The sequence below is a fragment of the Vibrio neptunius genome (genome assembly GCA_019339365.1).
GTDB lineage: Bacteria > Pseudomonadota > Gammaproteobacteria > Enterobacterales > Vibrionaceae > Vibrio > Vibrio neptunius.
This window is the reverse complement of sequence record CP079859.1, coordinates 675,996-702,492: the sequence shown is the minus strand read 5'-3', so window position 1 is coordinate 702,492 and position 26,497 is coordinate 675,996. Positions and strand designations below refer to the sequence as shown.

The window sequence follows — 26,497 nt, the reverse complement described above, 5'->3', positions numbered from 1 at the left end:
TTATTGATAACCATGTGATTATTTTTTGCATGTTACTCCGCAACGATTAACGTGTTAGTTGAGAAGTCATAATCTAAATCGACCTCAGAAAGTTGAAACTATGCAATATAGGCATTAGATAATCGACTGTGATTTCCCTACACCGCTAGAGAAGCGCCTCGATTGGTTCCCTAATGCTGAGTGCTTAAGCTAAACCAATAAGCACCTCGCTAACAAGCACCATAATGCGATGAAATACAATTTAAAACATCCAAGAGCGTGGCCCAATCGGGCCAAGGTTTTAGCCATAAAGGTAAGCGTAAAGCTTGGTGACAAAATTCCTGCGTTATCACTCGGCTTATGGTGTTTTTGCAACTGTTTTCTCAGCATGTTTGTGCGTAAAATAGCGGCATTAAACTAAAGGAACAACAAATGAAAAACAGAGGGTTAGCTTTGGGGTGTATGCTGCCACTACTGGCAGCGTGTAATACCAATAGTTCCGTTATCCATGTCACCAGTGACACCGTTTCCCAGCAGCAGTTGGATACAATTGTTAACAACATTGAGCAACACTACCCCGATGCAACCAACGTGCAACGACAAAGAGCGGCGGACGTAGTGGTGCGCGCTATCGAAACGCTGATATTTGTTGAGGGGGGCAGTTTTGACATGGGCGACTTTGGTGCCCCCTGCCTAGTACCCAGTGGCACTGTCAAGCGAATGGATTGGGCACCGGGTGTTGAGTGCTTAAGTTCCCCCTCCAGTACAGAAACAGGCGCTCATCAGCTGCATAAGGTGACATTGGATTCCTACTCAATCTCAAAATTTGAAACTCGTTTTATTGATATGGAATGGATGCGCTTGATTAATAATTTGCCAGTCGCTCGTGATTGGTCTAGTGATGGGCGTCATATCGAGAGAAACTCTGAGCGCTACCAGATACTCACGACGAAACGTAAAGATAACGCTGCCTCCACAAAAGAATGGCAGGAAGCGAAAGACTATTGTCAGTGGCTTGGCTCTATGAGTGGGTTGCCGTTCGATTTACCAACAGAAGCCCAGTGGGAATATGCCGCCAGAAGCCGCGGACAAAAAACTTATTTCGCCACCAATAATGGCTATCGACAAGTTTCTGAAGATGTCTATATCGACCCTACGACAAACTCCTACGTCGAGTATAACCAGTCTCAGGCGAATGCCTCTACAGGCATAGAAGATGTAGATACCTTCCCACCTAACCCTCTCGGTGTCTATGGCATGTCTAATCAAGTCAGTGAGTGGGTCAATGATTGGTACTCGCCCGATTATTACATTAACTCACCCGAGCATAATCCACAGGGTCCAGAGACTGGCACAGAGAAAGTGTTAAGAGACGCTGCTGGCGTTACCATGACTTTTGCTCGCATCCATCATGTACCTGCTCAAAAAGAATACTATGTCTCGGTCAGCTTTCGCTGCGCTTTACAGAGCACAACGCCGATACACTGAGCATGGCCCAATCGGGCCAAGGTTTTAGCCATAAAGGTAAGCGTAAAGCTTGGTGACAAAATTCCTGCGTTATCACTCGGGTTATGGTGTTGTTGCAACTGTTTTCTCAGCATGTTTGTGCGTAAAATAGGCGCATTGAACTAAAGGAACAACAAATGAAAAACAGAGGGTTAGCTTTGGGGTGTATGCTGCCACTACTGGCAGCGTGCAATACCAATAGTTCCGTTATCCATGTCACCAGTGACACCGTTTCCCAGCAGCAGTTGGATACAATTGTTAACAACATTGAGCAACACTACCCCGATGCAACCAACGTGCAACGACAAAGAGCGGCGGACGTAGTGGTGCGCGCTATCGAAGCACTGATATTTGTTGAGGGGGCAGTTTTGACATGGGCGACTTTGGTGCCCCCTGCCTAGTACCCAGTGGCACTGTCAAGCGAATGGATTGGGCACCGGGTGTTGAGTGTTTAAGCTCCCCCTCCAGTACAGAAACAGGCGCTCATCATCTGCATAAGGTGACATTGGATTCCTACTCAATCTCAAAGTTTGAAACTCGTTTTATTGATATGGAATGGATGCGTTTGATTAGCGGTTTACCCGTTGCAGAAGATTATACTCGTGATCGCTCACATGTTGAACGAGATTCAGAACGCTATGAATTATTAATATCTGATAGGAAAAACCGAGCTGCACCAGCTAAAAAATGGCAAGAGGCGAAAGACTATTGTCAGTGGCTTGGCTCTATGAGTGGATTACCGTTCGATTTACCAACAGAAGCCCAGTGGGAATATGCCGCCAGAAGCCGCGGACAAAAAACTTATTTCGCCACCAATAATGGCTATCGACAAGTTTCTGAAGATGTCTATATCGACCCTACGACAAACTCCTACGTCGAGTATAACCAATCTCAGGCGAATGCCTCGACAGGCATAGAAGATGTAGATACCTTCCCACCTAACCCTCTCGGTGTCTATGGCATGTCTAATCAAGTCAGTGAGTGGGTCAATGATTGGTATTCGCCCGATTATTACATTAACTCACCCGAGCATAATCCACAGGGTCCAGAGACTGGCACAGAGAAAGTGTTAAGAGACGCTGCTGGCATTACCATGACCTTTTCTCGACTTCATGATGCCCCTGAAAAAGAGGGCTATTTCCCATCAGTCAGCTTTCGCTGCGCTTTACAACAACCGTCTCCAGCTCAATAGAAACGATGCAGTCAAAATAGGCCCTAACTGGCCTATTTGTGATTATCGGTAGGGTAAATACTCATCACTACGAGCCATTATCTGGGCACGTTTTCGGGACAATTGCTCACCAGAAACTGGAAGATAAGGGTCTGCGTTATCAGTCAGCCTGTTTTTGTGCGCCAATTGAGTGACCCAGCGGTTAAACATTCGTTGCTGGGCTTCGTCCAAAATAGCATTAATGCGGTCAAGGTTATCAAACATCACTTTATCACCCGTCTGTTTTTTCCCCGCACTGTTCATTCGCTGCAAAATCTCTTCAAACTTATGCCAGCTATAGGTGCTCTCTTTAAGCAGTTTACAGATCGCGCGCTCCTGCAGCTCATTAAAGCTCAACAAAAACTCTTCTACTAAAGTGTCTAGCATCACACCGATAGCTTCAGGTAATACTTGACTAAATGGTACACCCGATAAGGTGGACTCATCCAAAATACGTTTTGCTAGCACAGTAGCTTTGTGCTTTCGGTCGCGCGTTGCATTGATGTCGTCTTTCCAGTCATTAACTTTGCTTTCCCCTGCAGCCAGCACCTTTTCAAATGTTTGAGTTGGATCATTAATCAAGTCCCGAGAAAAGGCGATTAAAGTGCAGTCCAAAAGGTAGTCATAAGCTTCATTATTTAGGTTAGCGAGTACTCGATAGTCAACATATTGAAGCCCTCGGAAAATAACTTTGGCCAACTCCCACAACTGCACCATGTCGATAAGGGCACCGAAACCGCCCCCGCCGCCAGCCCCCCAAACCAACTGACCTGAACATTTTAAATAAAATTTCCCGTCCACGAGTGAGAGCTGAAAATCTGCACCGAATCCGGCCCCGGCCGCGATATTGCCCGAGGTGCTCAGCTTTAACAGCACTTTAAAAGTGGTCGGTTTGTCTTCTTCAGGCGCTTTCCATTCCATCGAACCTGCCAATTGCCCGCTCGCTTGAAGGCCAGCAAAGCCTTGTGCACGTAGGCCAATTTCCCCCTTCGGTCCTTTGGAAAGATCGACATGTGGTGTAAACATTACCCCGACACTGCTGCCATTTTCCTCTTCTGCCTGCCCCACTTGAGCGCTGGCACCGACGGCCACCCCAGCAAAACACCCCACAGAAACGGTTCCTTTGAATCGAAAGCTACCGAACGAGTAAGTAGCATCTTTGCCCTTAGCGTCGCGGTAAGTCAGCTTAATCGGATAACCCGCTTCACAAGGTAAGAACAGATGGGCTTCCGCTTTGGCTTCGGCTAATGACACGCTGGCGTCTGCCCCAACGCCCAAATCAATTTTACCTTTGCTCGGCTCGAACGTGGTCGCCACACTTGCTTGGGCTCCCCAGCGAAACAGCTGCGCCTCTGCGCTAACGGCAAACACCGTTTCCCCCTCATCATTGAGGTATGGCTGAGTCGCTTTCCATTCAACGAATTTTCCTCCCTCTGCTGTCCATCCAGCCAGTTTATTCTGAATCTTGAGTGACTTGTTATCCTCAATAATGTCTTTAGCGATGGCTTTACCGAAACCTTTAAAACCTGTTTGTTCTAGAGCTTTCATCGCGGAGGTGTGATGGTAATTACGCTGCCAGCGCCTTTCCTCCCGCTCGAAAAATTTTGAGCGCATGTAAACAAATTTACTGTGCTTAACCGAATAGGATTCCACCACATGCCGACTGATCCGACGTGTGGTCAATCGTTTTCCATCGCTGTTCAAGTTTTTTAACGGCACGCCCAGTTTATTAGTCGGCACGGGAGGCTTAGCCTGTGCGGATTTGATTTCCAATGCCGTGTAAGACTGAATATCACTTTCAATTTCCGCTAAGACTTGCTGTCGCAGCACCTCCATTGAGCTTTCAGCAAACCAACGATTGCGATAATTTTCTACAAACCGCTGCCGATCCCTCAGTAACTTGAGTTCACTGTTCACTCTGGCTTGATTTGAATTGGCCAACGGTTTAGCGGCGGCGACTTGTGCAACACGCTTGGTCGCACGGCTTTGAGTCGTGCCCGCTGTGGCAAACATCCCGGCATACTGAGCATCTTTAAGCCATGCTTCCTTCTCACGAGCGTGTAACTCCAAGGCTTCAGGCGTCGCTGTATCGCCCTGAGGTACTTTAGCCAGAAGGGTTTTATAGTTGTTGAGCAGCAGGTCGGTCTGCTGGCTTTCTTTCTCCAGTTCTAACGCCGCTTTTTCATCAAGTAACCAGTATTCTAATGGGCCATCTCCGGTGACGAAAATGACGTCATGTACATCAATCGGTTGACACAAAGGAGGTGAAATCAGCGGCTGGTTCTCCTGCGGTTCTCGAATTTCTGAGACAGGCTCTACGGGATAGCTAGGCTCAATCGGCTCAACCTCTTTGTCTTTGGGTAACACCAGTGTATCGCCGATGTGAATCAGGTCTGGATTGGACTGATAACGAGGATTTAGATCCAGCAAGGTGGCAAAATCGACATTCTTTTCTACTGCGATTTTTAACAGTGTATCACCGGCTTGGACGGTATAGCTTAGGCTCATCAGGCGGCCCCTCCCTGCCATTGGTTGGCAATCATAGTCATGGTTTGAACTTGGTTTTCTTCTAACACCCAGTGAGTGAGTGGGCGTTGAGCATCTCCCGCCGGCCATTGCGCCGAAAGCCATTGCTTGTCATACCAATCGATTCGGTTCAGTCGTGGGAAAAACTGTTGACGTTGCTCAGTCGAGAGAGCGCCCAAGAACATCACCAACTTCCGAGGTTCGTAAAAACGCAACACCGTCGCCGCTTGATGGTAGGTGACGGTTATGCGGCTTCTTAATGATTCGGCGAGAGCATGAAGGCCAACATGATCAGGAGTCATCATTAAACAACCAGCAGGCGCTGATTCAAGATGACGCTGTAGCGCTTCAACCTTTTTGAGCTCTTGACCCAAGAGAACCAGTTGAGGGCCATTCGTCACCGATGCAAAACGGGTTCTATCAAATAAGGCCTCCGACTCGTTATCCGCCAGCACGGATTGAAAATCGGGCCACAGCAAAGGCTCAATAAGGGCATAAATCCGGTGATCTGATACGGTCGACACTGGAGAGACACTATTGATATTCCATTCTGGCGCTAGCGGTGCAATTGACATGTTTTACCACTCCCACATTGACATAGTTCCATCATTAAGTTGCCTTCTTCCACCATTCCTGCATAAGAGGCGGGAGACATTTCGGGCCGCGGCTTCTTGGCAAGAGACGGCTTTTTCGGTCTGCGCGTTGTCACACCGACTTGACTGCCTAAGGCAGCACTGTCGTTAATATTGACCTTGCCCCCATGGCCTTAACATCGCTCGCCCCATCAATGGTGATCGACGTTCCGTTAAGGTGGATGGCTCCGCTGCTTTTGAGCACTAAGCTTGAGGCCCCCACTTGCACTTTGATTTCATCCGCCGCAACGATGGCGGTGCGGCCCTCAGAGCGCACCGAGGTATTGCCGTTGACTTCAACACTGAGGTGTTTGCCAACCGTTAATGCGTCATCGCCACCAATGTCCTGAGCACGTGCATCCAAGATGACACTGGATTGATCCTCCCCCACCTCTAGGGTGTCATTTTTGCCTATCTGAGTGCGGCGATTGTCGTCAACATAGCCATCACGATTGTGCGTGAGTGAGACCGCTTCGTTGGCGTTGTAGGTCACCGTGACATCTTGTTCGACTCGCTCCATGAAGGTCTGCTTGGTGACCGAGGTTTTGTGACCATCAATCTCCTCTTTGCGATCACCGTGAACCACGTTTTCTTGCAGGTTGCCAACCACTAACTCTTCATCGTTCCCAATATCTCGATAGCGATTGTTGAGTACCTTGGTTCTCATGTCCTTCTGAGCACGCAGATACACCCTTTCTTGATTATTTTCGTCTTCGAAATAGAGCTCGTTATGGCCTTCTGCTTTGTGGCTTTGAGTGCGGAAAACGGTGCGCGTTTTGTGTTCTGGCAAGGAATAAGGCGGTAAGTGCAAGCCGTTGTAGACGGCGCCTGTCACCAGCGGCCTATCGGGGTCACCTTCTAAGAAGGTCACCACCACTTCGTGACCAATTCGCGGCAGGTATACCGCCCCCCAGCTTGGGGCCGCCATCGACTGACTGACGCGCAGCCAGCATGAACTGCGTTCATCATTTTTTCCGTAGCGGTCCCAGTGAAATTGGACTTTGATTCGCCCCAGCTCGTCGGTATAAATTTCTTCGCCCGCGGGACCAACCACCACCGCGGTTTGTGGCCCTTCAACCACCGGCGGGGCGATTTTCTTCACCCGATAAGTGACATCACGCGGTAAGCAGACAAATTGATTGCGGTATTGGGTGGGGGCGTCCGACCCTTCTTCTTCGTGGACGCGAGGGTTTTCGCCAAAGTGCGTCACAGAGAGCATCAGATAATCACGATTTATCGCCGCACGAGGGTGCTCAACTATCTCAAAGCCAGCCCCTGATGCTAAGCGCATAATATTGCTGGAGGCGTAAATTTGGTGGCTCTCTACCGTGTATTGTGACCTCCACTCGTTGCTGCGCAGAGCGCCAGTCTCGGGCGCCGTGTAGCGTCCTGGGTAGTCGTAGCGTTGCAAGTCGCTGTTGGCATCGTCCCCCGACTCTTGGCCTTGAGGAACCTTTGGGGTCAGGTAGTTGTAGTCGTTGTAGCTCACATGCCCTGTCAAAGCACGGTGAACTTGCGCCAAATCGAAAATGTGTTCTCGGTCGGCAACACCACCGCCTTGAGCGTGAAACAGCAAAGGCCCAAGGTAAGAGCCGTTCTGATGCGTGCTCACCAGTTCTGGAATGGCATCATTGCTGTCTACAATCACCATGGTATGCGCGCTATCGCTGTGCTCAAAGTAAAACCACAAGCCATGTTCTGCCAGCAGGCGCGTCACAAACTTATGATCACTTTCACGGTATTGTAAAACGTAGTCTTTTGCTTGGTACTGCCCCGTCAGTTCAAAGCGATAATCGCTCATTCCCGCGTCATCAAAGACATGGCGAATGATATCTGGCGCCGTTTGGTTTTGAAAAATTCGGCAGTCTTGGCGATAGGTCAAAAACCACAACTGCGGCACCAGGGTAATCTGATAGCGCGAGTAACGCCGACCCGTGCCCAAATAGCTCAGCGCTGAAATGCAGCCGTTAAACTGCCGAGCTGTCGCTAGACCTTGACCAAACAAACTCAGCACGCCGTTTTTCCTGCTCAGCGTTTCAAAGGTCATGTCATTGGTCTCTGATAACACCGTGAGGCTGATTTCAAACGCGGTGGACAGGGCTTCCTTGACACAAAAACTTTCAACTTTGAACCTGGGTAAAACACCAGACACTTCAAAGGTAAACTCTAAATCATTAGCCATACCGTTTCACTCTTGTGACCATCATCGATTGCGAAAAATGAACTTATGTGCATACCAAACGGTAAAACGGTAACAAGTTATGAGTGAGGTATCACTAGGCAAAAGTAGGGTGTTGAAGCGAAGAAAAACCGGCAAAATCACCAAATCATTAGTGTTTTTACCTAAAGGGGCATATAAGGACACCGCAGCTGTAGTGAAAAGCACGGTTTTGTTATCCGCAGATAAATGTGTTTTTTAGAACGATTTCACATTATGGGATTAGACGCACATTTAATAAGGGTATGATTGCTCTTAAGCACCTTTCTACTGTTGTTACGCAAACCCGATATCGAGTTCACTCAAGTGAGTAAGGGTAAGGACAGAACGCTTTTTTATGCTAAATAATTAGATTATTTAGAACAAGTGCAAGACCACAGAATGTTGATAAGGGTCATGGTTTTGCGAGTTTGGCGCAACCCGTGATGACTACCCATAGCCACACATCGCGGCGCAAAAAAAATCCGGAGCCTTGGCTCCGGATTGGGTGACTCACTGAGTGCCATCAATTAGATAGCAATAAAGTCTGCTTTGTAGTCAAATAACTTTCGGGTTCAGGCCTTGCGTTTTGACACAATACGGCTGACCCGTGAATAATGAATTCCGAAGTGGTTTGGGATTTTTTCTCACACTAGTACCTCGAAAAATATTTGGAAGTCTTGTTCATCCAAATAAATCGCTTGCCAAGCGTTTCCACGCGATGTCACATGATATAGCGCGCGAGCAGATTCAACCCTTAATGGTCGGCTCCTTTTCTCTCCCTGAAAACACCACACCAAATACTTAAACTAAACCACCCACAACTCAAAAAAAGCAAAAGGCAAGACCTGACCCTATTACTGATTTCTCAAAAATAAAGTAAATCTCAACGTATTTATCAAATCGAAAAAGTTGATGGTACAGAGTTATATTGCTCCAACTATAAAAATCAAACTCTACATTTCTTCCACATATATGCCAAAAGTAAATATTGACATATCAATATAAAAACGCCGCTAAACTTACCTAAGAAACCTGTAAGTATAAAAAACAAAAAAACCACCTTAAAACCAAAAATTTTCGTAAAATCGACTATCAAAGATAAAGTGCCAATAGTACCTATAGAAAAAATGAGCATTACAATCCTCATTTTTTCAAATGTCCATTCATTGTAGAAACCATAAAAAAAAGTAACACCGCCTAACGTCAGCCATAATGTTAACAAAAAAACGGTTACGATATATTTATCACTTCGTTGATATTCTGAAGTTTTAATCATTTTTATATACCTCCACGACGATTCCTGCACCAATTTCAAATAATGTATCTTCTTTTTGGGTACATCATTGTCTAGCATTTCATATCCAGAAGCCTTAAGACTACTAAATCGAACTTCACCTTCTAGCTTTTAAAAGCACACACACCAGAAAGCACAATAGGTCAAATTTTGAATGCCAGTCCAATTTAACCAGTGTTCATGGCATTAAGGTATGTGTCCTAAAAATTTGTTAAAAGGATTATTCTGTCTTCGCCAAAGCAAATACTTCTTCTTTGCTCTTAAACTCAGGACTTATGTCCCCTTTTACCATCCACTCGGGCATATATAGTGTATCGACGCTTGGCTCAAGCCCCCAACGGTGATGAGCCAAAGAAGCAAGAGCAGTGATTAGCAAGGCTATCCATTGTTCAGGGGGAGTATGTGATCGAAATATTCGTTATCAACTTGAATATTTCGATCACGCTCGCCTAGATAATTAAAAAGTAATACCTACAAATTGTCCAAAACGTCTTCTGCTCTCAGTCTTTGATTTGGAATATCTCCTTTAACCCAACAAAGAGGTAAGTAGTAACTCTCTACTTGCGGCTCCAAACCATAACGTTGAAACGCGAGCGACGCTAAAGCGGTTATGGGAAAAGATACCCACTGCGATGAATTCCAACCGAAACTAGGATCATCATCTGGAGCAGGTAAATCGAAGTAAGCTCGGTAAGTCCGGATAGCTTGCTCTAAAGCCTGGGGGTAAGCTTCGTTTCGATCTGAAGTATACATTGATGCCACAAGTGGTATTAAAGGCACATAAAGGTGATTCGCTTCATCACGCCACAAGGGGTCGATGTATTCAGGTGCAGACATTTCGGCAGCTGTTTTAATAAGCGCAGCCATATCTGCATTAGGGTTAAACATCCCTTTCAGCATAGCCAGTAGTGATTTAATGAAACGATCTTCAGGGTCAAACGACCACCCACCGGGCTCTGTAACAATATTTGACTCTTCAAATAACCAGATTGTTTCAAGTAACTCTTTATCACGAGTTATAAGTGCGAGACAAAATGCATTTAGCCAAGAGAAAAAGTCTCTGGAAGTTTGGTTAGTTTTCCCCTCAGCCTCAAACAGAAAGCCGGCATACTGGCACATAACCTGCCTATTGGGGTTCATAGCAATGCTGAAACCAACTGTCATCAGTTCAGCAGCCTCTTGAAGAAGCCATTGAGTCGTCGGCTTGTCCCAGTCAAAACGTTGTAATTTGCCAAGTAACCCTATAGCTTGATTGCCTCCCATGACTGCATTTTCCGGCTTTCTTTTAATGGCAAACTGTTGATTATTATAAAAATTAATCAATTCACGGGGAAGCATAGAGCTCACTCGTTCTACATGGGTGGCATTAGGCTCAATATGATGTTGTACTTTACTATACATTGTTAAATGCCTCGTTCACCTTCTTAATCGTGATTGGGTTCGTTGAATGCATGCTACCTTTTTGGTCAAGCTTAGTTTCAATCCTATAATATTCGATTGTTCCACCTTGACAATGCTTCTGCAAATCATCAATCGTATCAAGATCGCGCTGCAAGTCAGTTGGATTGACGGCTACTTGCTTTGCCGCCAAGTCATAGTCTTTTTGCATTTTAACTAAAATAGATTCGTTGTACTTAGGGTGCCCTAGCTTTTAAAAGGACACACACCAGAAAGCACAATGGGTCAAATTTTGGACATTAGTCTGATTTAACCGTTGTTCATAAGCATTAAGGTATGTATCCTCAAAATTTGACACAAAGTCCCTACATCCCACTCAATCTAATAAAAGCAAAAATCAAGACCTGACCTAACTCAGTGTTACTTTATTCAATTTCAATGATAAGATCATAGACTTCTACAAAACTTAAAATGAGAGTACATTCCTGATAAAAGCTTAAATAAGCTAAACGCAAAAAACAATCCAAGGACAACTTTAGGCTGTAATTCATGCCAGTAAACTAAGTACTGCCAATCACTATTCATTCTTGATTTATATACAGCGTAAACTAACACTCCCAAGCTATATAAAGAGGAAGATACAAAATTAATAAACAAAAAAACAGAACTTCTGCAAGCATTAGCTTTGTGAAAAGTTTTTTTCTTTTATGTCTATCAGGAGTTATTGGTTTGATATAAGATCTCCAACGATATTCCCAGTAGCGTTAGCCACCGACTCTATTTTTGTTGCATTTCCATGGCCAGAGATAGTCCCCCCGCTGACAAAATTGGCCTTATCCATCGACATATTATTCAATTTGGTACGTATTGTATATTCGATTTCATTTCTGAAAATCGAAATTAGTCATTACTACCAAAAATTTCCGCTTTGCTCTTAAACTCAGGGCTTATTTCCCCTTTTACCATCCACTCGGGCATATATAGAGTATCGACGCTTGGCTCAAGCCCCCAACGGTGATAAGCCAAAGAAGCAAGAGCAGTGATTAGCAAGGCTATCCATTGTTCAGAGACATAAGCATTATCATGCTGTGGTTCATCCCTCATCCAGTATGTTTTATGATCCTCTAGAGCTTCTTTTAGTTTCTCTGGGTACAAGGTTTCCCTGTCAGAACTGTACATCGCGTGAATCAAAGAGATTAACGGCAAGTAGCGATATTGCACCTCTTCCACTCTGTGATCGACTCCTTTTCTGGTGGAACCAATCGCCTGAGGGTCAAAGACTTTTTGTGCCGCATCCTTCAGTAGCGCTTCTATATCAGATTCTGGATGCAAAACTCCTTTCAATAACCGTAACATGGCTTTATCAAATTGCTTGTCTGCAGAGCTTGCGGTAAAAATATCCGCATCAATGAAAGAATCATTCATTTCGCATAGCTCAAAGGCACCATTGTAATCTTGAAGAATTAATGCCGCTGAAAATGAGATAACCCAATCATCCAAACCTAAGCCGCTATCGTAGACCTTACCAACCGCAGAATAACAGTGCTGGTTGACATTGATTGGAACCTGCGTACCTGCATTAAATGTCATTCGAAAATATGCTTGCCCTAGATGGTAGATAAGCTTCAGGTGCCACTCTAAATACGATTTTGGCTCCCCTTTAAGAAGGCGTTTTCCCAATACTTCAAGGTGCCAATCTTGCTGAGTAATACAACTAAATTGATATTCATGAGGATCTAGCCCTTCAAGATCATCCCTACACGGAGTCATACTTATCAACGGTTCTAACCACTGCGTCAACTTAAGCGAGGAGTAATCATCTCCCCAATTTCGTTGACAGTTCTCAATCACATGATGATCTAATATACATTTATTCATCTGGTTTAAATGCCTTCTCTTTAATCTGTATCCGGGTTCCATTTTCTTTATTAAAGCCATCGTGTATGAGCTTATACAAGCTTTTAAAAGGACACACACTAGAAAGCACAATGGGTCAAATTTTGGACATTAGTCTGATTTAACCGTTGTTCATAGCGTTAAGGTATGTGTCCTCAAAATTTGACACAAAGTCCCTACATCCCACTCAATCTAATAAAAGCAAAAATCAAGACCTGACCTAACTCAGTGTTACTTTATTCAATTTCAATGATAAGATCATAGACTTCTACAAAACTTAAAATGAGAGTACATTCCTGATAAAAGCTTAAATAAGCTAAACGCAAAAAACAATCCAATGAAAACTTTAGGCTGAAATTCATACCAATAAACTAAGTACTGCCAATCACTATTCATTCTTGACTTATATACAGCGTAAACTAACACTCCCAAGCTATATAAAGAGGAAGATACAAAATTAATAAACAAAAAAACAGAACTTCTGCAAGCATTAGCTTTGTGAAAAGTTTTTTCTTTTATGTCTATCAGGAGTTATTGGTTTGATATAAGATCTCCAACGATATTCCCAGTAGCGTTAGCCACCGACTCTATTTTTGTTGCATTTCCATGGCCAGAGATAGTCTCCCCGCTGACAAAATTGGCCTGATTCATCGATATATTATTCAATTGGGAACGTTTTGTATATTCAATTTCATTTCTGAAAATCGAAATTAGTCATTACTACCAAAAATTTCCGCTTTGCTCTTAAACTCAGGGCTTATTTCCCCTTTTACCATCCACTCGGGCATATATAGTGTATCGACGCTTGGCTCAAGCCCCCAACGGTGATAAGCCAAAGAAGCAAGAGCAGTGATTAGCAAGGCTATCCATTGTTTAGAGACATAAGCATTATCATGCTGTGGTTCATCCCTCATCCAGTATGTTTTATGATCCTCTAGAGCTTCTTTTAGTTTCTCTGGGTACAAGGTTTCCCTGTCAGAACTGTACATCGCGTGAATCAAAGAGATTAACGGCAAGTAGCGATATTGCACCTCTTCCACTCTGTGATCGACTCCTTTTCTGGTGGAACCAATCGCCTGAGGGTCAAAGACTTTTTGTGCCGCATCCTTCAGTAGCGCTTCTATATCAGATTCTGGATGCAAAACTCCTTTCAATAACCGTAACATGGCTTTATCAAATTGCTTGTCTGCAGAGCTTGCGGTAAAAATATCCGCATCAATGAAAGAATCATTCATTTCGCATAGCTCAAAGGCACCATTGTAATCTTGAAGAATTAATGCCGCTGAAAATGAGATAACCCAATCATCCAAACCTAAGCCGCTATCGTAGACCTTACCAACCGCAGAATAACAGTGCTGGTTGACATTGATTGGAACCTGCGTACCTGCATTAAATGTCATTCGAAAATATGCTTGCCCTAGATGGTAGATAAGCTTCAGGTGCCACTCTAAATACGATTTTGGCTCCCCTTTAAGAAGGCGTTTTCCCAATACTTCAAGGTGCCAATCTTGCTGAGTAATACAACTAAATTGATATTCATGAGGATCTAGCCCTTCAAGATCATCCCTACACGGAGTCATACTTATCAACGGTTCTAACCACTGCGTCAACTTAAGCGAGGAGTAATCATCTCCCCAATTTCGTTGACAGTTCTCAATCACATGATGATCTAATATACATTTATTCATCTGGTTTAAATGCCTTCTCTTTAATCTGTATCCGGGTTCCATTTTCTTTATTAAAGCCATCGTGTATGAGCTTATACAAGCGATCAATAAATGAAGGTTTGTCATTGCTAATACTCAATCCTTAGACTTTTAGCTGGCTTACTTAGCGCTCAAACATTGAAGCAGCTAACTCAGGTATATATAGCTAGGGAGATATCCGCACTCAAAATCTAGCGTGAACCCATGTTTTTCGTATGCATACTTGGCAGCGGTCAGTAATGGCAAAGAAATGTAACCCTGAACTCTTTGACTAAAATCTTCGTCATGTGTCCACCATTCTTTGTGCATTTCCAAAGCACGATACATAGCTTTACGATAGGCCTCTTGATCGTGCTGGTGAACGGTTTTCATCACCTCAAACTTCACATTGTTGCTGCGTTTTATCCTACCATCTATGTCGAAGATTAGTTCGGCACCACGGTATTCGATATTAGAATTTTTCCCTGCATTTATGTAGATCTTTCTTAGAGTCAGCGTCTTACCTAGATTCTATTATCTGCTGCCTATAATCTGGATCATCTCTATATTTTTTACTTTCCAATGCACCGGTCATAGCGTTTCTGCATATTCGCCCAAATAGCTTTATGGTAGACATCACTACCTTGTTGGGCATCTATGATGATTACTCTTAGAGCCAAAATTCACACTTCTCTTATTTTTATAAATTTATCACTACACATTTATAAGGGTTATCAATAAAATCCTCCCTTTGTTAAGATTCGTCCTTAATTTCATATCAATCGAGAACCATAATGACACTAAAACACATCGCAGTGGCGTGCCTTTCAGCGTTGGCTTTGAGCGCTTGTCAAACGACTAAAATTGAAGACTTACAACCGACAGCTAGCCAAGAAACCATTGATACCGCTAAAGAGCACCTAAGTGATATCAAAAATTTAAAAGTGACCGATCACGGTGTGATTTACTATTCTGCGAGCCTGCCTGGCAACTCTCGCTGGGTAACTGCGCACAATATTGAGTTGAGCTACCGATACGCTTGTGAAGATTTACGTTGGTATGTCGAGCGTGGCATGATTGTAAGAATGCATTTCCGCGGCAATGGCGGCACCACTCGTGATTACGATTTAGCTCGCTGTGAAACCGAAATTCCAACCGACTTATACGAATAAAAAAACCGCCACTGAATGTGGCGGTTTTTATTTGGTTTATCTAAACATGGGATTACTTACGACGACGCCATAGTGCTAAGCCAAACAATGACATTAATGCACCAAAACCGAATGAACCTGCCATGTTCAGTTCTAGAACGGCTGGATCATGGTCAGAAGAGCGGTAGTGGTCGTTGTACTTCGGCAAGTCACCTTTGAATTCATCATTGTAATCAAACAATGTCGATTCACCGCCATTGATATGCCAATCTGTCGCATCCACAAAATGCTTCTTCAGACTTGGGCTGATGAGCAGGTGGTCGAGCGCGCCGACTTCATCATTGTACGAGTAGCTCCAGCTATCTGGATGTTTCATCGCAACAGCATTGATGTAGTTGTACCCTTCTGTAATTACCGCACCATTATCACCAAATTGCTCTGTCTCACCAATGAAGGTGTTACGCGCCGCTTTGATCTGCTTACCGTACTTCTCTTCACTGTAATCGGTCAGAACCAGCATTGGATCTTCCATGCCGTAAGAGTTCAAGTCACCAAGAATCACTTTATGACCTTTGATGTCTTTCAGCGCATCGCCCAGTGCAACCGCTGCTGCAACACGGAAGTTTTCACAAGAGCCTTGTTGGTCTGCATCGACACCGCCCTGACCACCCTGTTCAACGGGTGCTGCGTCTTCCCAGCATTTAGAACCTTTCGATTTGAAGTGGTTGATCGCAACCGTGATCTTCTCATTGGTGCCTTTGATCTTGAACGTTGGTGCCAGTGAATTACGCTGGTAGTTCTTACCATCTTCGATCACTTTACCATCATCATCTAGCACTGCTGGTGCTTGCTGGCTTGGCATTTCGATAACGCGTACTTGTTTAAGCTTCGCCACTTTAGCGCGGTAGATAACGCCTGTGGTGATAACGTCAGTACCAATTGAGTCGTTCTCATCCGTCACTTTATCGCCATTGCTGTCAACGGCCACAAAGTCATAACGGTCTTTCTTCTTGTCGATACGCTGGTTGAGCTGTTCAACAAGTTGGCGAATTGCACCACTGTCACCAAAACCATTGTTTTCGATTTCCATCAAGCCAATGATATCGGCGTCAAGACGCAGGATAGCGTTAACAATTTTCGCCTGCTGAACTTCGAACTCTTCATAGCTGTTAGCACCACGGTTGTCGCCATGCTGGTTAGCGTCACCACCAAATGGGGAGTTGAAGTAGTTAAGTACGTTGAACGTCGCGATACGAAGATCACCTTGTTCCATATTGATGCCTTCAGTACGAGGATCGTTACGTACGAAGTTTTCGTTAGTTAAGGTGTTGGTAGCAATCAGGCGGTAATCACCGTAGCTGTAGCTTAGAACACCTTCCAAACCAACGATGGTGTCGTCGATGCGGATGTAGTCTTCTGTTGAACCATTCTGATCAACGTCGGTGCGACCAAAATCTGGGTAGTAAGGAACCGTACCGTTAGCTGCCTTAACATCAGACTCAATAAACAGACGACGTTGTGCGTTGTCAGTGCTCTGCTGTTTCGCTTGTTCAGAGCCTGCTGCAAAGTTCTGGTTAGGGTGCATGTTAACACGGCCATGAGCAACAACCATGTTGTTACGACGCGATGCGTAATCGTAACCAAAGGTGCGAGTAACGCGCATATCCAGCGCTTCCGTGGTCTTCACCAACATGCCTTCGTAACGCTCTAGCGTTTGATCAAAGTTGGCATCCTCCGCCATCACTTCAATCGCCGTTGCTGCCGGCGCAGCTTGCTCGCCTTGTTTAACCCAGTTGTTGTTTTCCGCTTTTAGTTGCGTCAGGTTGTAGCTCTCTTGAACTTTACCCTTCACACAAACCACATCGCCCGGTTTAAGATCAGAGCTTGACTGATTAGTATGGACGAACAGGCCTTCCGATGTTTTCGGATTGTAATCATCTTCCAGCGCTTGTAGATAGAAGCCTTTTGTTAGGCTTGTCGTCACTGCACTGACAACACCTTTAACGAAGAAATCTTCATCGGTGATAAATGGGTAGCCATTGATAAATGGAGAAGTATCGCCTTCACCCTGAATTTTTTGAATCGATGTAAAGACAGGTTCACCACCGTCTTGAGTACAAGCGAACGGCTCTGGTGTCTCACCGCCATCCAGTACACCTAAACCCTCGATGCTGTCTTTTGCTAGCGATGACCATTGAGAAGCGTCGTAAGTAGAAGAAGGCGTCATCGCATCAACATTGCGTACTAGAGTGACATCTTTTGCGAAGTCTGAGCCGCCCATGTTACCCAATACGTCATGCACGTTGCCGTTTTTAAGCAGCGCAACCGGATCATTGCCGTTAAATCCGATCACTGAGCCATTGAGGATGTCACTGACTGCTTTGATTTCATCACTCGAACTGGTGTGTGCAACAACCAGAACGCTTTGCGCTTGCAATACACGGCCATCTAGAGCCAGTTTGCTGCCCCACTCACCGCCGCCATTAGTCGATTTTGCTAGCTCATAGCCATCAAGTGTTACGGCAGAGTCACCAGTGTTGGCAATCTCAATCGCTTTATTATTGCTGCTACCTTCTACGTACTGAGAAATGACGATATCCGCCATCGCTGGAGCGGAGAGCGCACTTGCAACCACTGCGGCAAGTAAGGTTGGGGTTAGTTTTTGTTTCATTCTGTCCACCTTGTATCGCTTTCTTTGTTGTATAGGGATTAGAAAGCGTGTTTCAAATCACCTTTTCTATTGAGAAAAGACTTATAAAGTACGACAAGTGTTTATCTTTTTCATGAAACTAAAAACAACATTCAGTGACAGTGAGATTTCAGTCTCATAGATATGCTGAATATTTGAAGGTACTTCAAATTTTAAACATAAGGTGAAACGTTTGTTGCACAAATAAGATTAGATCGCTGATTTAGTTTAGCTTTTGCTTATAAATAGAACTAAAGCTCTAGATCGAAATACAAGTAAAGGCGCTGGGATGCGCCTTTATTTATCAAGTCTTGACGAGGCTTTTTCCATTAATTGAGACGATTGTTGTCGTCGCCATCCTTACGCTCATACTCCCCTTCAAACGTATTACCGTCTTTATTAGGTTGGTGATTAAACGGATCTTGATCAAAAGGGCCTTGTTGGAAGTTTCCAGAGCCAAAACCGCCTTGGAAACCACCGCCTACAGACTGCACCGTCATCTTACTCATAAGGTATTTGGCCATCGCAGCGCGTGGGGCCGGTAATAGTACCAACATGCCGAGCGCATCGGTCATAAAGCCCGGTGTCAGCAGTAGTACCCCAGAGACCGCTAGCATCACTCCTTCAACAATTTGTTGAGCAGGCAACTCGCCTTGTTGCAATCGGTTTTGCACTGACATCAAGGTCTGCAAACCCTGGCTGCGCACTAAGGAGGCACCGACAAACGCGGTGATCAACACGAGCGCGATCGTCGGCCACAATCCCAAGTAACCGCCAACCGAAATAAACAAGCCTATTTCAATAATAGGAACAAAAATAAACATCAATAATAAGATAGGAAACACACGCCCTCCTTTGTTAGGCCCAGTGTAAGCGCAAAGCGGATTCAAGCTCAAATCAAAGCTGTAAAAAAGAGTGATAGAAACCCTAATAAGTCACTACTATTTTATGGTTATTAATACCCTGTTCATATCTTGCAAAAGTTTAACCAAACAAAAGCAAAAAAGGTGATCAAGCTACTATTTTTATCCGCTGGGTACAGTATCATTAGCACCATAAGTCAGGACGGATTTTACAGCCAAAAATTCTGACGAAAGGATTCTTACACTGCAGAATGGCTAGCATTTTACTTTATCATCAGAATAATTATCTAAGGATCCTGTGATGGCTACCCTAACTGATACTCCAAGCACTGCAGCTGCAGCCACTCGTATCGAACAAGACCTACTTGGTGAACGCCACGTTCCTGCCGACGCTTACTACGGCATCCACACGCTACGTGCTATCGAAAACTTCAACATCTCTAATGTCACCATTTCAGACGTACCTGAATTTGTCCGTGGTATGGTGATGACCAAGAAAGCCGCAGCGTTAGCAAACAAAGAGTTAGGCGTTATTCCTAAAGATGTAGCGAAATACGTGGTTGAAGCGTGTGATTTGATCCTTGAAACAGGTAAGTGCATGGATCAGTTCCCTTCAGATGTCTTCCAAGGCGGTGCAGGCACATCAGTCAACATGAACACCAACGAAGTGATCGCCAACGTCGCACTTGAGCTGATGGGCAAGGAAAAAGGTCAGTACGAATTCGTTAACCCAAATGACCATGTTAATAAAAGCCAGTCAACTAACTGTGCTTACCCAACAGGTTTCCGTATCGCCGTTTACAACAGTGTTCACACTCTGATTGAAGCGATTGAATACCTGAAAGGGGCGTTTGAACTCAAGAGCCAAGAGTTCAAAGACGTGCTTAAAATGGGTCGTACTCAGCTTCAAGATGCGGTGCCAATGACCGTAGGCCAAGAGTTCCACGCATGGGCAGTGACTCTAAATGAAGAAATCCGCGCTCTGGAGTACACTTCAAAGCTACTGCTTGAAATTAACTTAGGTGCCACTGCGATCGGTACCGGTTTGAACGCAGCGGAAGGCTATCAGAAACTGGCAGTGAAACACTTAGCTGACGTAACTGGCCTTGACGTAGTCCCAGCAGAAGATCTGATTGAAGCAACATCAGACTGTGGTGCTTATGTCATGACACATGGTGCGCTGAAGCGTTTGGCGGTCAAACTGTCTAAGATCTGTAATGACCTGCGCCTGCTATCCTCTGGCCCACGTTCAGGTCTAAACGAATTGAACCTCCCAGAGCTTCAAGCAGGCTCTTCTATCATGCCAGCTAAGGTTAACCCTGTGGTACCAGAAGTGGTCAACCAAGTCTGTTTCAAAGTACTGGGTAATGACAACACCATCTCATTTGCCGCAGAAGGTGGTCAGCTACAGCTCAACGTGATGGAACCTGTCATCGCGCAAAGCATGTTCGAGTCCATTTCTCTGCTGTCTAACGCGTGTGTCAACCTACGTGATAAATGTATCGATGGCATCACGGTTAACAAAGAGATCTGTGAAGGCTACGTTTACAACTCAATCGGTATCGTGACTTATCTGAACCCATACATTGGCCACCACGAAGGTGATATCGTCGGTAAGATCTGTGCGGAAACGGGTAAGAGCGTCCGTGAAGTCGTACTAGAGCGCGGCTTACTGACTGAAGAAGAGTTGGACGATATCTTAAACGTTGAAAACTTTATGCATCCTAAGTATAAAGCGAAACGCTACGAATAAGATTGCTACCAAGGAGGGCCCAATAGGGCCCTTTTTTAGGCACTAATACGGTTAACCACAATTTTATCAGGGTTAACCCGCTCAGTGACTCCCTCCTGCGATTATCTAAACGTTTAGACACTGAGTGTTTAGATAATCGAATTTAAGTTAACAATATGAGGTATCTATTATGGTAGCGGTCGAACTGTTAGTCGTTCTGCTCTTTATCTTTTTAGGAGCTAGGATCGGCGGGATTGGCATCGGCTTTGCGGGCGGTGCAGGCGTTATCGCATTGTCATTAATTCTTGGCGTACCGACCAGTCAGGCATACATTCCTGTTGATGTTATTCTGATCATTATGTCGGTCATCACAGCAATTGCTGCAATGCAAGTTGCCGGTGGTATGGATTGGTTAGTACAACTGGCAGAAAACTTCTTGCGCAAGAACCCTGAGCGCATCACCTTTTATGCGCCTATCGTCACTTTCCTTATGACATTAATGGCCGGTACCGGTCATACAGCCTTTTCAACGCTACCCGTCATTGCAGAGGTCGCAAAAGGTCAAGGCGTTCGTCCATCTCGTCCTCTCTCCATTGCTGTGGTCGCATCGCAAATCGCGATTACCGCTTCACCTATCTCAGCGGCAGTAGTGGCATTCGCCGCAATGCTAGCACCCATGGGGGTTGATTACCTGACACTGCTTGCGGTGTGCATCCCAACCACCTTCATCGCTTGTATGATTGGCGCTTTTGTCGCGAACTTTATGGGCAGTGAACTGAAGGATGATCCAATTTATCAGGAGCGCTTAGAGAAAGGCCTAATCAAGCTCGCAACGGAAAAGCAACGTGAGATTCTTCCGACGGCGAAAACAGCCACATACATTTTCCTTGCGGCAATTGGCTTCGTGGTTTGCTACGCGGCAGCCATCTCAAAATCAGTAGGTCTGATTGTTGACCCTGCACTTGGGCGTAACGAAGCGATCATGACAGTGATGCTGGCGGCAGCGGCAGCTATCGTTCTATTTACTAAGATTGATGCTGCAAAGATTCCTAACGCCTCGACTTTCCGTTCGGGCATGACCGCTTGTGTATGTGTTCTGGGTGTGGCTTGGTTAGGTTCAACCTTCGTCAATGCACACGTGGATGGCATTAAAGAAGTGGCAGGTGCGTTGCTTTCTGATTACCCATGGATGCTGGCCATGGTACTGTTCTTTGCTTCTATGTTGCTTTACTCACAAGGTGCAACCACGGTCGCGCTGATGCCTGCTGCTCTGGCCATTGGTGTTGCTCCACTAACAGCAGTCGCGTCTTTCGCCGCAGTGAGCGCTCTGTTCGTTCTACCAACCTACCCTACGTTGCTTGCCGCCGTTGAAATGGATGACACAGGGTCAACTCGCATCGGTAGCTATGTATTTAACCACCCATTCTTCATTCCTGGCGTGGTGACCATTACATCTGCGGTTGGATTAGGCTTCACTTTCGGTGGCCTACTGATCTAATTACTACTGTAATCAGAAAGGGAGCCAGTGCTCCCTTTTTTATTTTGTTTCCAATAAAAAGTTTTATATCACAGTTTTATTTTGATTTTGGTCAAAAGATCTTTCAAAAAATGCTCTTGAATGAAAATCCGAGTTCATGAATAAAATTCCATATCTTATTTATTCACCATCAATCATCTCCTAAATAACTTGCCCTTACATCCAGAGAAGGAATAGAAATTCATTTTAATTAAACAAATACTCCAGCATTAATATTTTTTTAAAAACCAATAAGTCAACACTAGATATTTTTGTGAAGATCAACAAAGTTAGAAAGTCTATCAATAATTAAAATGGCTTCTAAGAGCTATTTGCAAACAGCTCAAAATAATTATCATGATTCCAATAACTTAGTATTTGTGAGTTTTATATTTGTAACTCTAGTCGCTGATTCACTTTTATTTGTTATTCAACAGGTAAGAGTAAGGAGATCACCATGACCACCCAAACTGTACCTACTGAAGAAAAAAAAAGGCGGCTTTTTTGCCAATTTTAAGTTCCCTTCAGCCTACACGATTCTGTTTATTTTGATTGCACTGGTTGCACTGCTGACCTGGATTGTCCCTGCTGGTCAGTATGATCGAGCAATGAATGAAGAGTTGGGGAGAGAAGTCCCTGTCACAGGCACTTACCAATCTGTGGAGGGTAACCCTCAAGGCGTTATTGACGTGCTTCTGGCACCGATTGACGGCTTCTATGACCACAATAGCTATGAAGCCGCTGCGATTGACGTATCTCTGTTCATCCTTGTGATTGGTGGCTTCCTCGGGCTGGTGACCAAAACAGGCGCTATAGACGCTGGGATTGAACGTGTAACACAGCGTCTCCAAGGCCGAGAAGAGATGATGATTCCTATCCTGATGGCTCTGTTTGCTGCCGGGGGAACCGTCTACGGCATGGCCGAAGAATCCTTGCCATTCTACACCCTGTTGGTACCAGTGATGATGGCAGCTCGTTTTGACCCATTGGTTGCCGCTGCCACTGTGTTACTTGGTGCTGGCATTGGTGTTTTAGGTTCCACTATCAACCCTTTTGCTACCGTGATTGCCGCTAACGCTTCTGGCATTCCGTTTACAGATGGCATCATGCTACGTGTCTTAATGCTAGTGATCGGCTGGATCATCTGTGTTGCCTACGTCATGCGCTACGCGCGGATGGTGCGAGAAGACCAAAGCAAGTCAATTGTTTACGATAAATACGAAGAAAACAAAGCGCATTTCCTTGGTAATCAAACTGGCGAATCTCTTGAGTTCACTACTACACGTAAAGTGATTTTAACCATCTTCGGCGCTTCATTCGGCGTGATGATCTACGGTGTCTCTGTCGCGGGCTGGTGGATGGCGGAAATTTCAGCCATGTTCTTAGCAGCAACAATTTTAGTTGGACTCGTCGCACGTATGAGCGAAGAAGAATTTACTAACAGCTTTATCGATGGCGCTCGTGACTTACTCGGCGTCGCGCTGATCATTGGTATTGCGCGCGGGATTGTGGTTGTCATGGACCGTGGCATGATCACTGATACCATCTTGTACTCAGCGGAGCAGATGGTGACGGGTCTGTCTTCGGTCGTGTTCATTAACGTCATGTTCTTCCTTGAGATATTGCTATCTTTCCTTGTGCCTTCAACCTCTGGTCTGGCGGTACTCACCATGCCAATTATGGCCCCACTCGCAGACTTTGCTGGTGTCGGACGTGACCTAGTCATCACGGCTTATCAATCTGCCTCTGGGTTGGTTAACCTCATTACCCCCACTTCGGCAGTCGTTATGGGCGGCCTTGCCATTGCCCGTGTGCCTTATGTGCGCTGGGTGAAATGGGTGGCACCATTGCTAGCCATTCTGACACTATTCTGTGTTGTGATGATCAGTATTGGTGCGCTTATCTAACTGACTATTTCCTTACATTCGCTCACAGGATGTGAGCTCTCAAAGCCGCCTAGTGCGGCTTTTCTTGTGTTTGGAGAGCTGGAGAAATTTTTGAGGGTTGAAACTTGAAGTCAACCCTTTATTTCAACACCTTACCCCGTCATCCTCAAGAGTGAGGGACGAGCGAATTGGGGATCTCTTCAGGCAAGCAGATGACTTATCGAGATTCCCTACTCCTTCCTTCGTCAGTCTAGGGAATGACGGGATATCATCGGTATTCCCTCCAAGGGCGAAGTCTGCTCTAAATCCTTTATTCCAACACCTTACCCCGTCACCCTCAAGAGTGAGGGACGAGCGAATTGGGGATCTCTTCAAGCAAGCAGATGACTTATCGAGATTCCCTACTCCTTCCTTCGTCAGTCTAGGGAATGACGGGATATCATCGGTATTCCCTCCAAGGGCGAAGTCTGCTCTAAATCCTTTATTTCAACACCTTACCCCGTCATCCTCAAGAGTGAGGGACGAGCGAATTGGGGATCTCTTCAAGCAAGCAGATGACTTATCGAGATTCCCTACTCCTTCCTTCGTCAGTCTAGGGAATGAGGGGATATCATCGGTATTTCCTCCAATTTGAGGAAGTGCAAATATTAATATGTGATCAGCACAACAATTATTACTAAATATATTGTTATAAAACGATTAATTCACACCTCAAAAGCAATTACCTAGAAAGATTCATTGCATATTTCCGCTTTATTCAACGTACTATCACCAAATTTTTATTGCATATATTTCCGACTAGTTATTATTTATCTATCATCTCGGATATTTACTTGCATAAAGTTCCAAACTGAGTGGCTAATTAGAGAGTTCACATACCAATAACAACTGCATAGATATTGTTAAACCCCTTAAAAACACTGACTTTAGGCATAAAAAACGAACTGTGATTGATCTCTAAGATTCCTCTCCAGACAAGCGTAATATGAATTTCAGAAACAAAATAAGTGAATAAATAAATTCGCTCTTCTATTCCCTACAAATTAAATATTAGTTTTTAAGTTTTAAAACTAATTATAAATATAAGAGAGATACGATCATGAGTAAGTTATACGTAGGTTCTGAAATCGGTCAATTGCGTCGCGTGCTGGTGCATCGCCCAAGACGAGCACTGACTCACCTGACGCCTTCCAACTGCCACGATCTGCTATTTGATGACGTACTTGCCGTCGAGCGTGCAGGGAAAGAGCACGATGTGTTCACCCAAACTCTGCGCGACCAAGGTGTGGAAGTCTTACTACTTACCGACTTGCTGGCAGATACACTGGCTGTCTCAGAAGCTAAAGACTGGCTGCTAAGTCGTCAGGTATCGGATTACCGTTTAGGTAGAACTTTTGCCAATGACGTTCGTTGCTACTTAAGTGACTTACCCAATGTTGAGCTGGCTAAGATCCTTACCGGTGGTCTTTCTTACGCTGAAATGCCGATGAAATCCTCATCTATGATGCAGGGGCTTCACGCACCAACAGATTTCATCATTGAGCCATTACCAAACCACCTATTTACCCGCGACACTTCTTGCTGGGTCTATGGCGGTGTCTCTATCAACCCAATGGCGAAGCCAGCTCGCCAACGTGAAACCAACCATGTTCGTGCTATCTACCGTTGGCATCCAAGCTTTGCTGGTCAGGACTTTATCAAATACTTCGGTGATGAAGAGAAAATCTACGACAACTCCACCATTGAAGGTGGCGATGTCTTAGTCATTGGTAAAGGCGCTGTGCTGATTGGTATGTCTGAGCGCACAACCGCTCAAGGTGTTGAACATTTAGCGTCTGGCCTATTCAAACATGGTCAAGCGAAGCAAGTGATTGCCATGGAATTACCGAAACATCGTTCCTGCATGCACTTAGACACTGTGATGACTCATATGCGTGAAGATACCTTCTCTGTTTACCCAGAGGTGATGCGCAAAGATGTCAAGTGCTGGAGCCTGACTGGCGATGCGTCTGGCGCTGTGAATGTCAAAGAAGAAGGTTACTTCGTGACGGCTATCGAGAAAGCGCTTGGCGTCGACCAGCTCAACCTTATCACCACTGGCGGTGACAACTTCAACGCGGAACGTGAACAATGGAACGATGCGAACAACGTTCTTACCGTCAAGCCTGGTGTCGTGATCGGATACGAAGGCAATACCTACACCAACGAGAAATACGACAAAGCGGGCATCACAGTATTGCCAATTCCTGGCGATGAGCTAGGTCGTGGCCGCGGCGGTGCACGCTGCATGAGCTGCCCAATCGAACGTGATGGTATTTAACTAACGGATAAGTT

The 26,497-nt window shown here is 45.0% G+C and carries 14 protein-coding genes and 4 pseudogenes; 7 read left to right on the top strand and 11 right to left on the bottom strand.

The annotated features are described in order from the left end of the window. Window positions 1-411 precede the first annotated feature (411 nt). Both KW548_03350 and KW548_03345 read left to right on the top strand, forming a co-directional pair. On the top strand, window positions 412-1,467 hold the full coding sequence (locus KW548_03350; GenBank protein QXX07121.1) for a formylglycine-generating enzyme family protein: 1,056 nt from the start codon (window positions 412-414) through the stop codon (window positions 1,465-1,467). Between the two features lie 155 nt (window positions 1,468-1,622). Then, window positions 1,623-2,677: pseudogene (locus tag KW548_03345) on the top strand (formylglycine-generating enzyme family protein). Window positions 2,678-2,719: 42 nt separating this feature from the next. On the opposite strand, the gene KW548_03340 reads toward KW548_03345, so the two are convergent. The 9 genes and pseudogenes from KW548_03340 to KW548_03300 all read right to left on the bottom strand — a co-directional run bounded on the left by KW548_03340 (window position 2,720) and on the right by KW548_03300 (window position 14,728). Then, complete coding sequence (locus KW548_03340; protein QXX07120.1) at window positions 2,720-5,203, bottom strand: LysM peptidoglycan-binding domain-containing protein; 2,484 nt, start codon at window positions 5,201-5,203, stop codon at window positions 2,720-2,722. Beyond that, window positions 5,203-5,796 (bottom strand): DUF4123 domain-containing protein, encoded by a 594-nt coding sequence (locus tag KW548_03335; GenBank protein QXX07119.1) that lies wholly within the window; start codon window positions 5,794-5,796, stop codon window positions 5,203-5,205. The genes KW548_03340 and KW548_03335 overlap by 1 nt, the downstream gene beginning before the upstream one ends. Window positions 5,797-5,944: 148 nt before the next feature. Next, complete coding sequence (gene vgrG / locus KW548_03330) at window positions 5,945-8,035, bottom strand: type VI secretion system tip protein VgrG (GenBank protein ID QXX07118.1); 2,091 nt, start codon at window positions 8,033-8,035, stop codon at window positions 5,945-5,947. A gap of 1,532 nt (window positions 8,036-9,567) precedes the next feature. Then, window positions 9,568-9,738, bottom strand: a pseudogene (locus tag KW548_03325) (immunity 49 family protein). Window positions 9,739-9,818: 80 nt separating this feature from the next. Further along, window positions 9,819-10,748: an immunity 49 family protein gene (locus KW548_03320; GenBank protein ID QXX07117.1), complete on the bottom strand. Its 930-nt coding sequence runs from the start codon at window positions 10,746-10,748 to the stop codon at window positions 9,819-9,821. Further along, window positions 10,741-10,938, bottom strand: coding sequence for a hypothetical protein (locus KW548_03315; GenBank protein QXX07116.1), 198 nt, complete (start codon window positions 10,936-10,938; stop codon window positions 10,741-10,743). The genes KW548_03320 and KW548_03315 overlap by 8 nt, the downstream gene beginning before the upstream one ends. 707 nt (window positions 10,939-11,645) lie before the next feature. Next, window positions 11,646-12,623 (bottom strand): immunity 49 family protein, encoded by a 978-nt coding sequence (locus KW548_03310; GenBank protein ID QXX07115.1) that lies wholly within the window; start codon window positions 12,621-12,623, stop codon window positions 11,646-11,648. A 728-nt stretch (window positions 12,624-13,351) separates the two neighbouring features. Further along, window positions 13,352-14,329: an immunity 49 family protein gene (locus tag KW548_03305; protein QXX07114.1), complete on the bottom strand. Its 978-nt coding sequence runs from the start codon at window positions 14,327-14,329 to the stop codon at window positions 13,352-13,354. Window positions 14,330-14,494: 165 nt separating this feature from the next. Beyond that, window positions 14,495-14,728 (bottom strand): annotated as a pseudogene (locus tag KW548_03300) (immunity 49 family protein). Window positions 14,729-15,120: 392 nt separating this feature from the next. On the opposite strand from KW548_03300, the gene KW548_03295 reads away from it, so the two are divergent. Further along, the gene (locus tag KW548_03295; GenBank protein QXX07113.1) at window positions 15,121-15,498 is read left to right on the top strand and encodes a hypothetical protein; all 378 of its coding nucleotides are present in this window, start codon (window positions 15,121-15,123) and stop codon (window positions 15,496-15,498) included. Between the two features lie 52 nt (window positions 15,499-15,550). On the opposite strand, the gene KW548_03290 is transcribed toward KW548_03295, so the two are convergent. Both KW548_03290 and fxsA read right to left on the bottom strand, forming a co-directional pair. Further along, window positions 15,551-18,148, bottom strand: coding sequence for an ExeM/NucH family extracellular endonuclease (locus tag KW548_03290; GenBank protein QXX07112.1), 2,598 nt, complete (start codon window positions 18,146-18,148; stop codon window positions 15,551-15,553). 347 nt (window positions 18,149-18,495) lie between these two features. Beyond that, the gene (gene fxsA, locus KW548_03285) at window positions 18,496-19,011 is read right to left on the bottom strand and encodes a membrane protein FxsA (GenBank protein QXX07111.1); all 516 of its coding nucleotides are present in this window, start codon (window positions 19,009-19,011) and stop codon (window positions 18,496-18,498) included. A 319-nt stretch (window positions 19,012-19,330) separates the two neighbouring features. Here fxsA and aspA point away from each other — a divergent pair, with 319 nt between their 5' ends. The 4 genes and pseudogenes from aspA (at window position 19,331) to arcA (ending at window position 26,483) form a co-directional block, all read left to right on the top strand. Then, window positions 19,331-20,782 (top strand): aspartate ammonia-lyase, encoded by a 1,452-nt coding sequence (aspA, locus tag KW548_03280; GenBank protein ID QXX07110.1) that lies wholly within the window; start codon window positions 19,331-19,333, stop codon window positions 20,780-20,782. Between the two features lie 169 nt (window positions 20,783-20,951). Beyond that, window positions 20,952-22,259 carry an anaerobic C4-dicarboxylate transporter gene (locus KW548_03275; GenBank protein QXX07109.1) on the top strand — a complete coding sequence of 436 codons (1,308 nt, stop codon included), beginning with the start codon at window positions 20,952-20,954 and terminating at the stop codon, window positions 22,257-22,259. 475 nt (window positions 22,260-22,734) lie between these two features. Beyond that, a pseudogene (locus KW548_03270) lies at window positions 22,735-24,184 on the top strand (YfcC family protein). Window positions 24,185-25,262: 1,078 nt separating this feature from the next. Next, the gene (gene arcA, locus KW548_03265; GenBank protein ID QXX07108.1) at window positions 25,263-26,483 is read left to right on the top strand and encodes an arginine deiminase; all 1,221 of its coding nucleotides are present in this window, start codon (window positions 25,263-25,265) and stop codon (window positions 26,481-26,483) included. Window positions 26,484-26,497: the final 14 nt, after the last annotated feature.

What these genes read in the sequence shown, in the direction of transcription:
- KW548_03350 (QXX07121.1), top strand. Translation starts at nt 412, where the DNA reads ATGAAAAACAGAGGGTTAGCTTTGGGGTGTATGCTGCCACTACTGGCA.
- KW548_03340 (QXX07120.1), bottom strand. Translation starts at nt 5,203, where the DNA reads ATGAGCCTAAGCTATACCGTCCAAGCCGGTGATACACTGTTAAAAATC.
- KW548_03335 (QXX07119.1), bottom strand. Translation starts at nt 5,796, where the DNA reads ATGTCAATTGCACCGCTAGCGCCAGAATGGAATATCAATAGTGTCTCT.
- vgrG (QXX07118.1), bottom strand. Translation starts at nt 8,035, where the DNA reads ATGGCTAATGATTTAGAGTTTACCTTTGAAGTGTCTGGTGTTTTACCC.
- KW548_03320 (QXX07117.1), bottom strand. Translation starts at nt 10,748, where the DNA reads ATGTATAGTAAAGTACAACATCATATTGAGCCTAATGCCACCCATGTA.
- KW548_03310 (QXX07115.1), bottom strand. Translation starts at nt 12,623, where the DNA reads ATGAATAAATGTATATTAGATCATCATGTGATTGAGAACTGTCAACGA.
- KW548_03305 (QXX07114.1), bottom strand. Translation starts at nt 14,329, where the DNA reads ATGAATAAATGTATATTAGATCATCATGTGATTGAGAACTGTCAACGA.
- KW548_03295 (QXX07113.1), top strand. Translation starts at nt 15,121, where the DNA reads ATGACACTAAAACACATCGCAGTGGCGTGCCTTTCAGCGTTGGCTTTG.
- KW548_03290 (QXX07112.1), bottom strand. Translation starts at nt 18,148, where the DNA reads ATGAAACAAAAACTAACCCCAACCTTACTTGCCGCAGTGGTTGCAAGT.
- aspA (QXX07110.1), top strand. Translation starts at nt 19,331, where the DNA reads ATGGCTACCCTAACTGATACTCCAAGCACTGCAGCTGCAGCCACTCGT.
- KW548_03275 (QXX07109.1), top strand. Translation starts at nt 20,952, where the DNA reads ATGGTAGCGGTCGAACTGTTAGTCGTTCTGCTCTTTATCTTTTTAGGA.
- arcA (QXX07108.1), top strand. Translation starts at nt 25,263, where the DNA reads ATGAGTAAGTTATACGTAGGTTCTGAAATCGGTCAATTGCGTCGCGTG.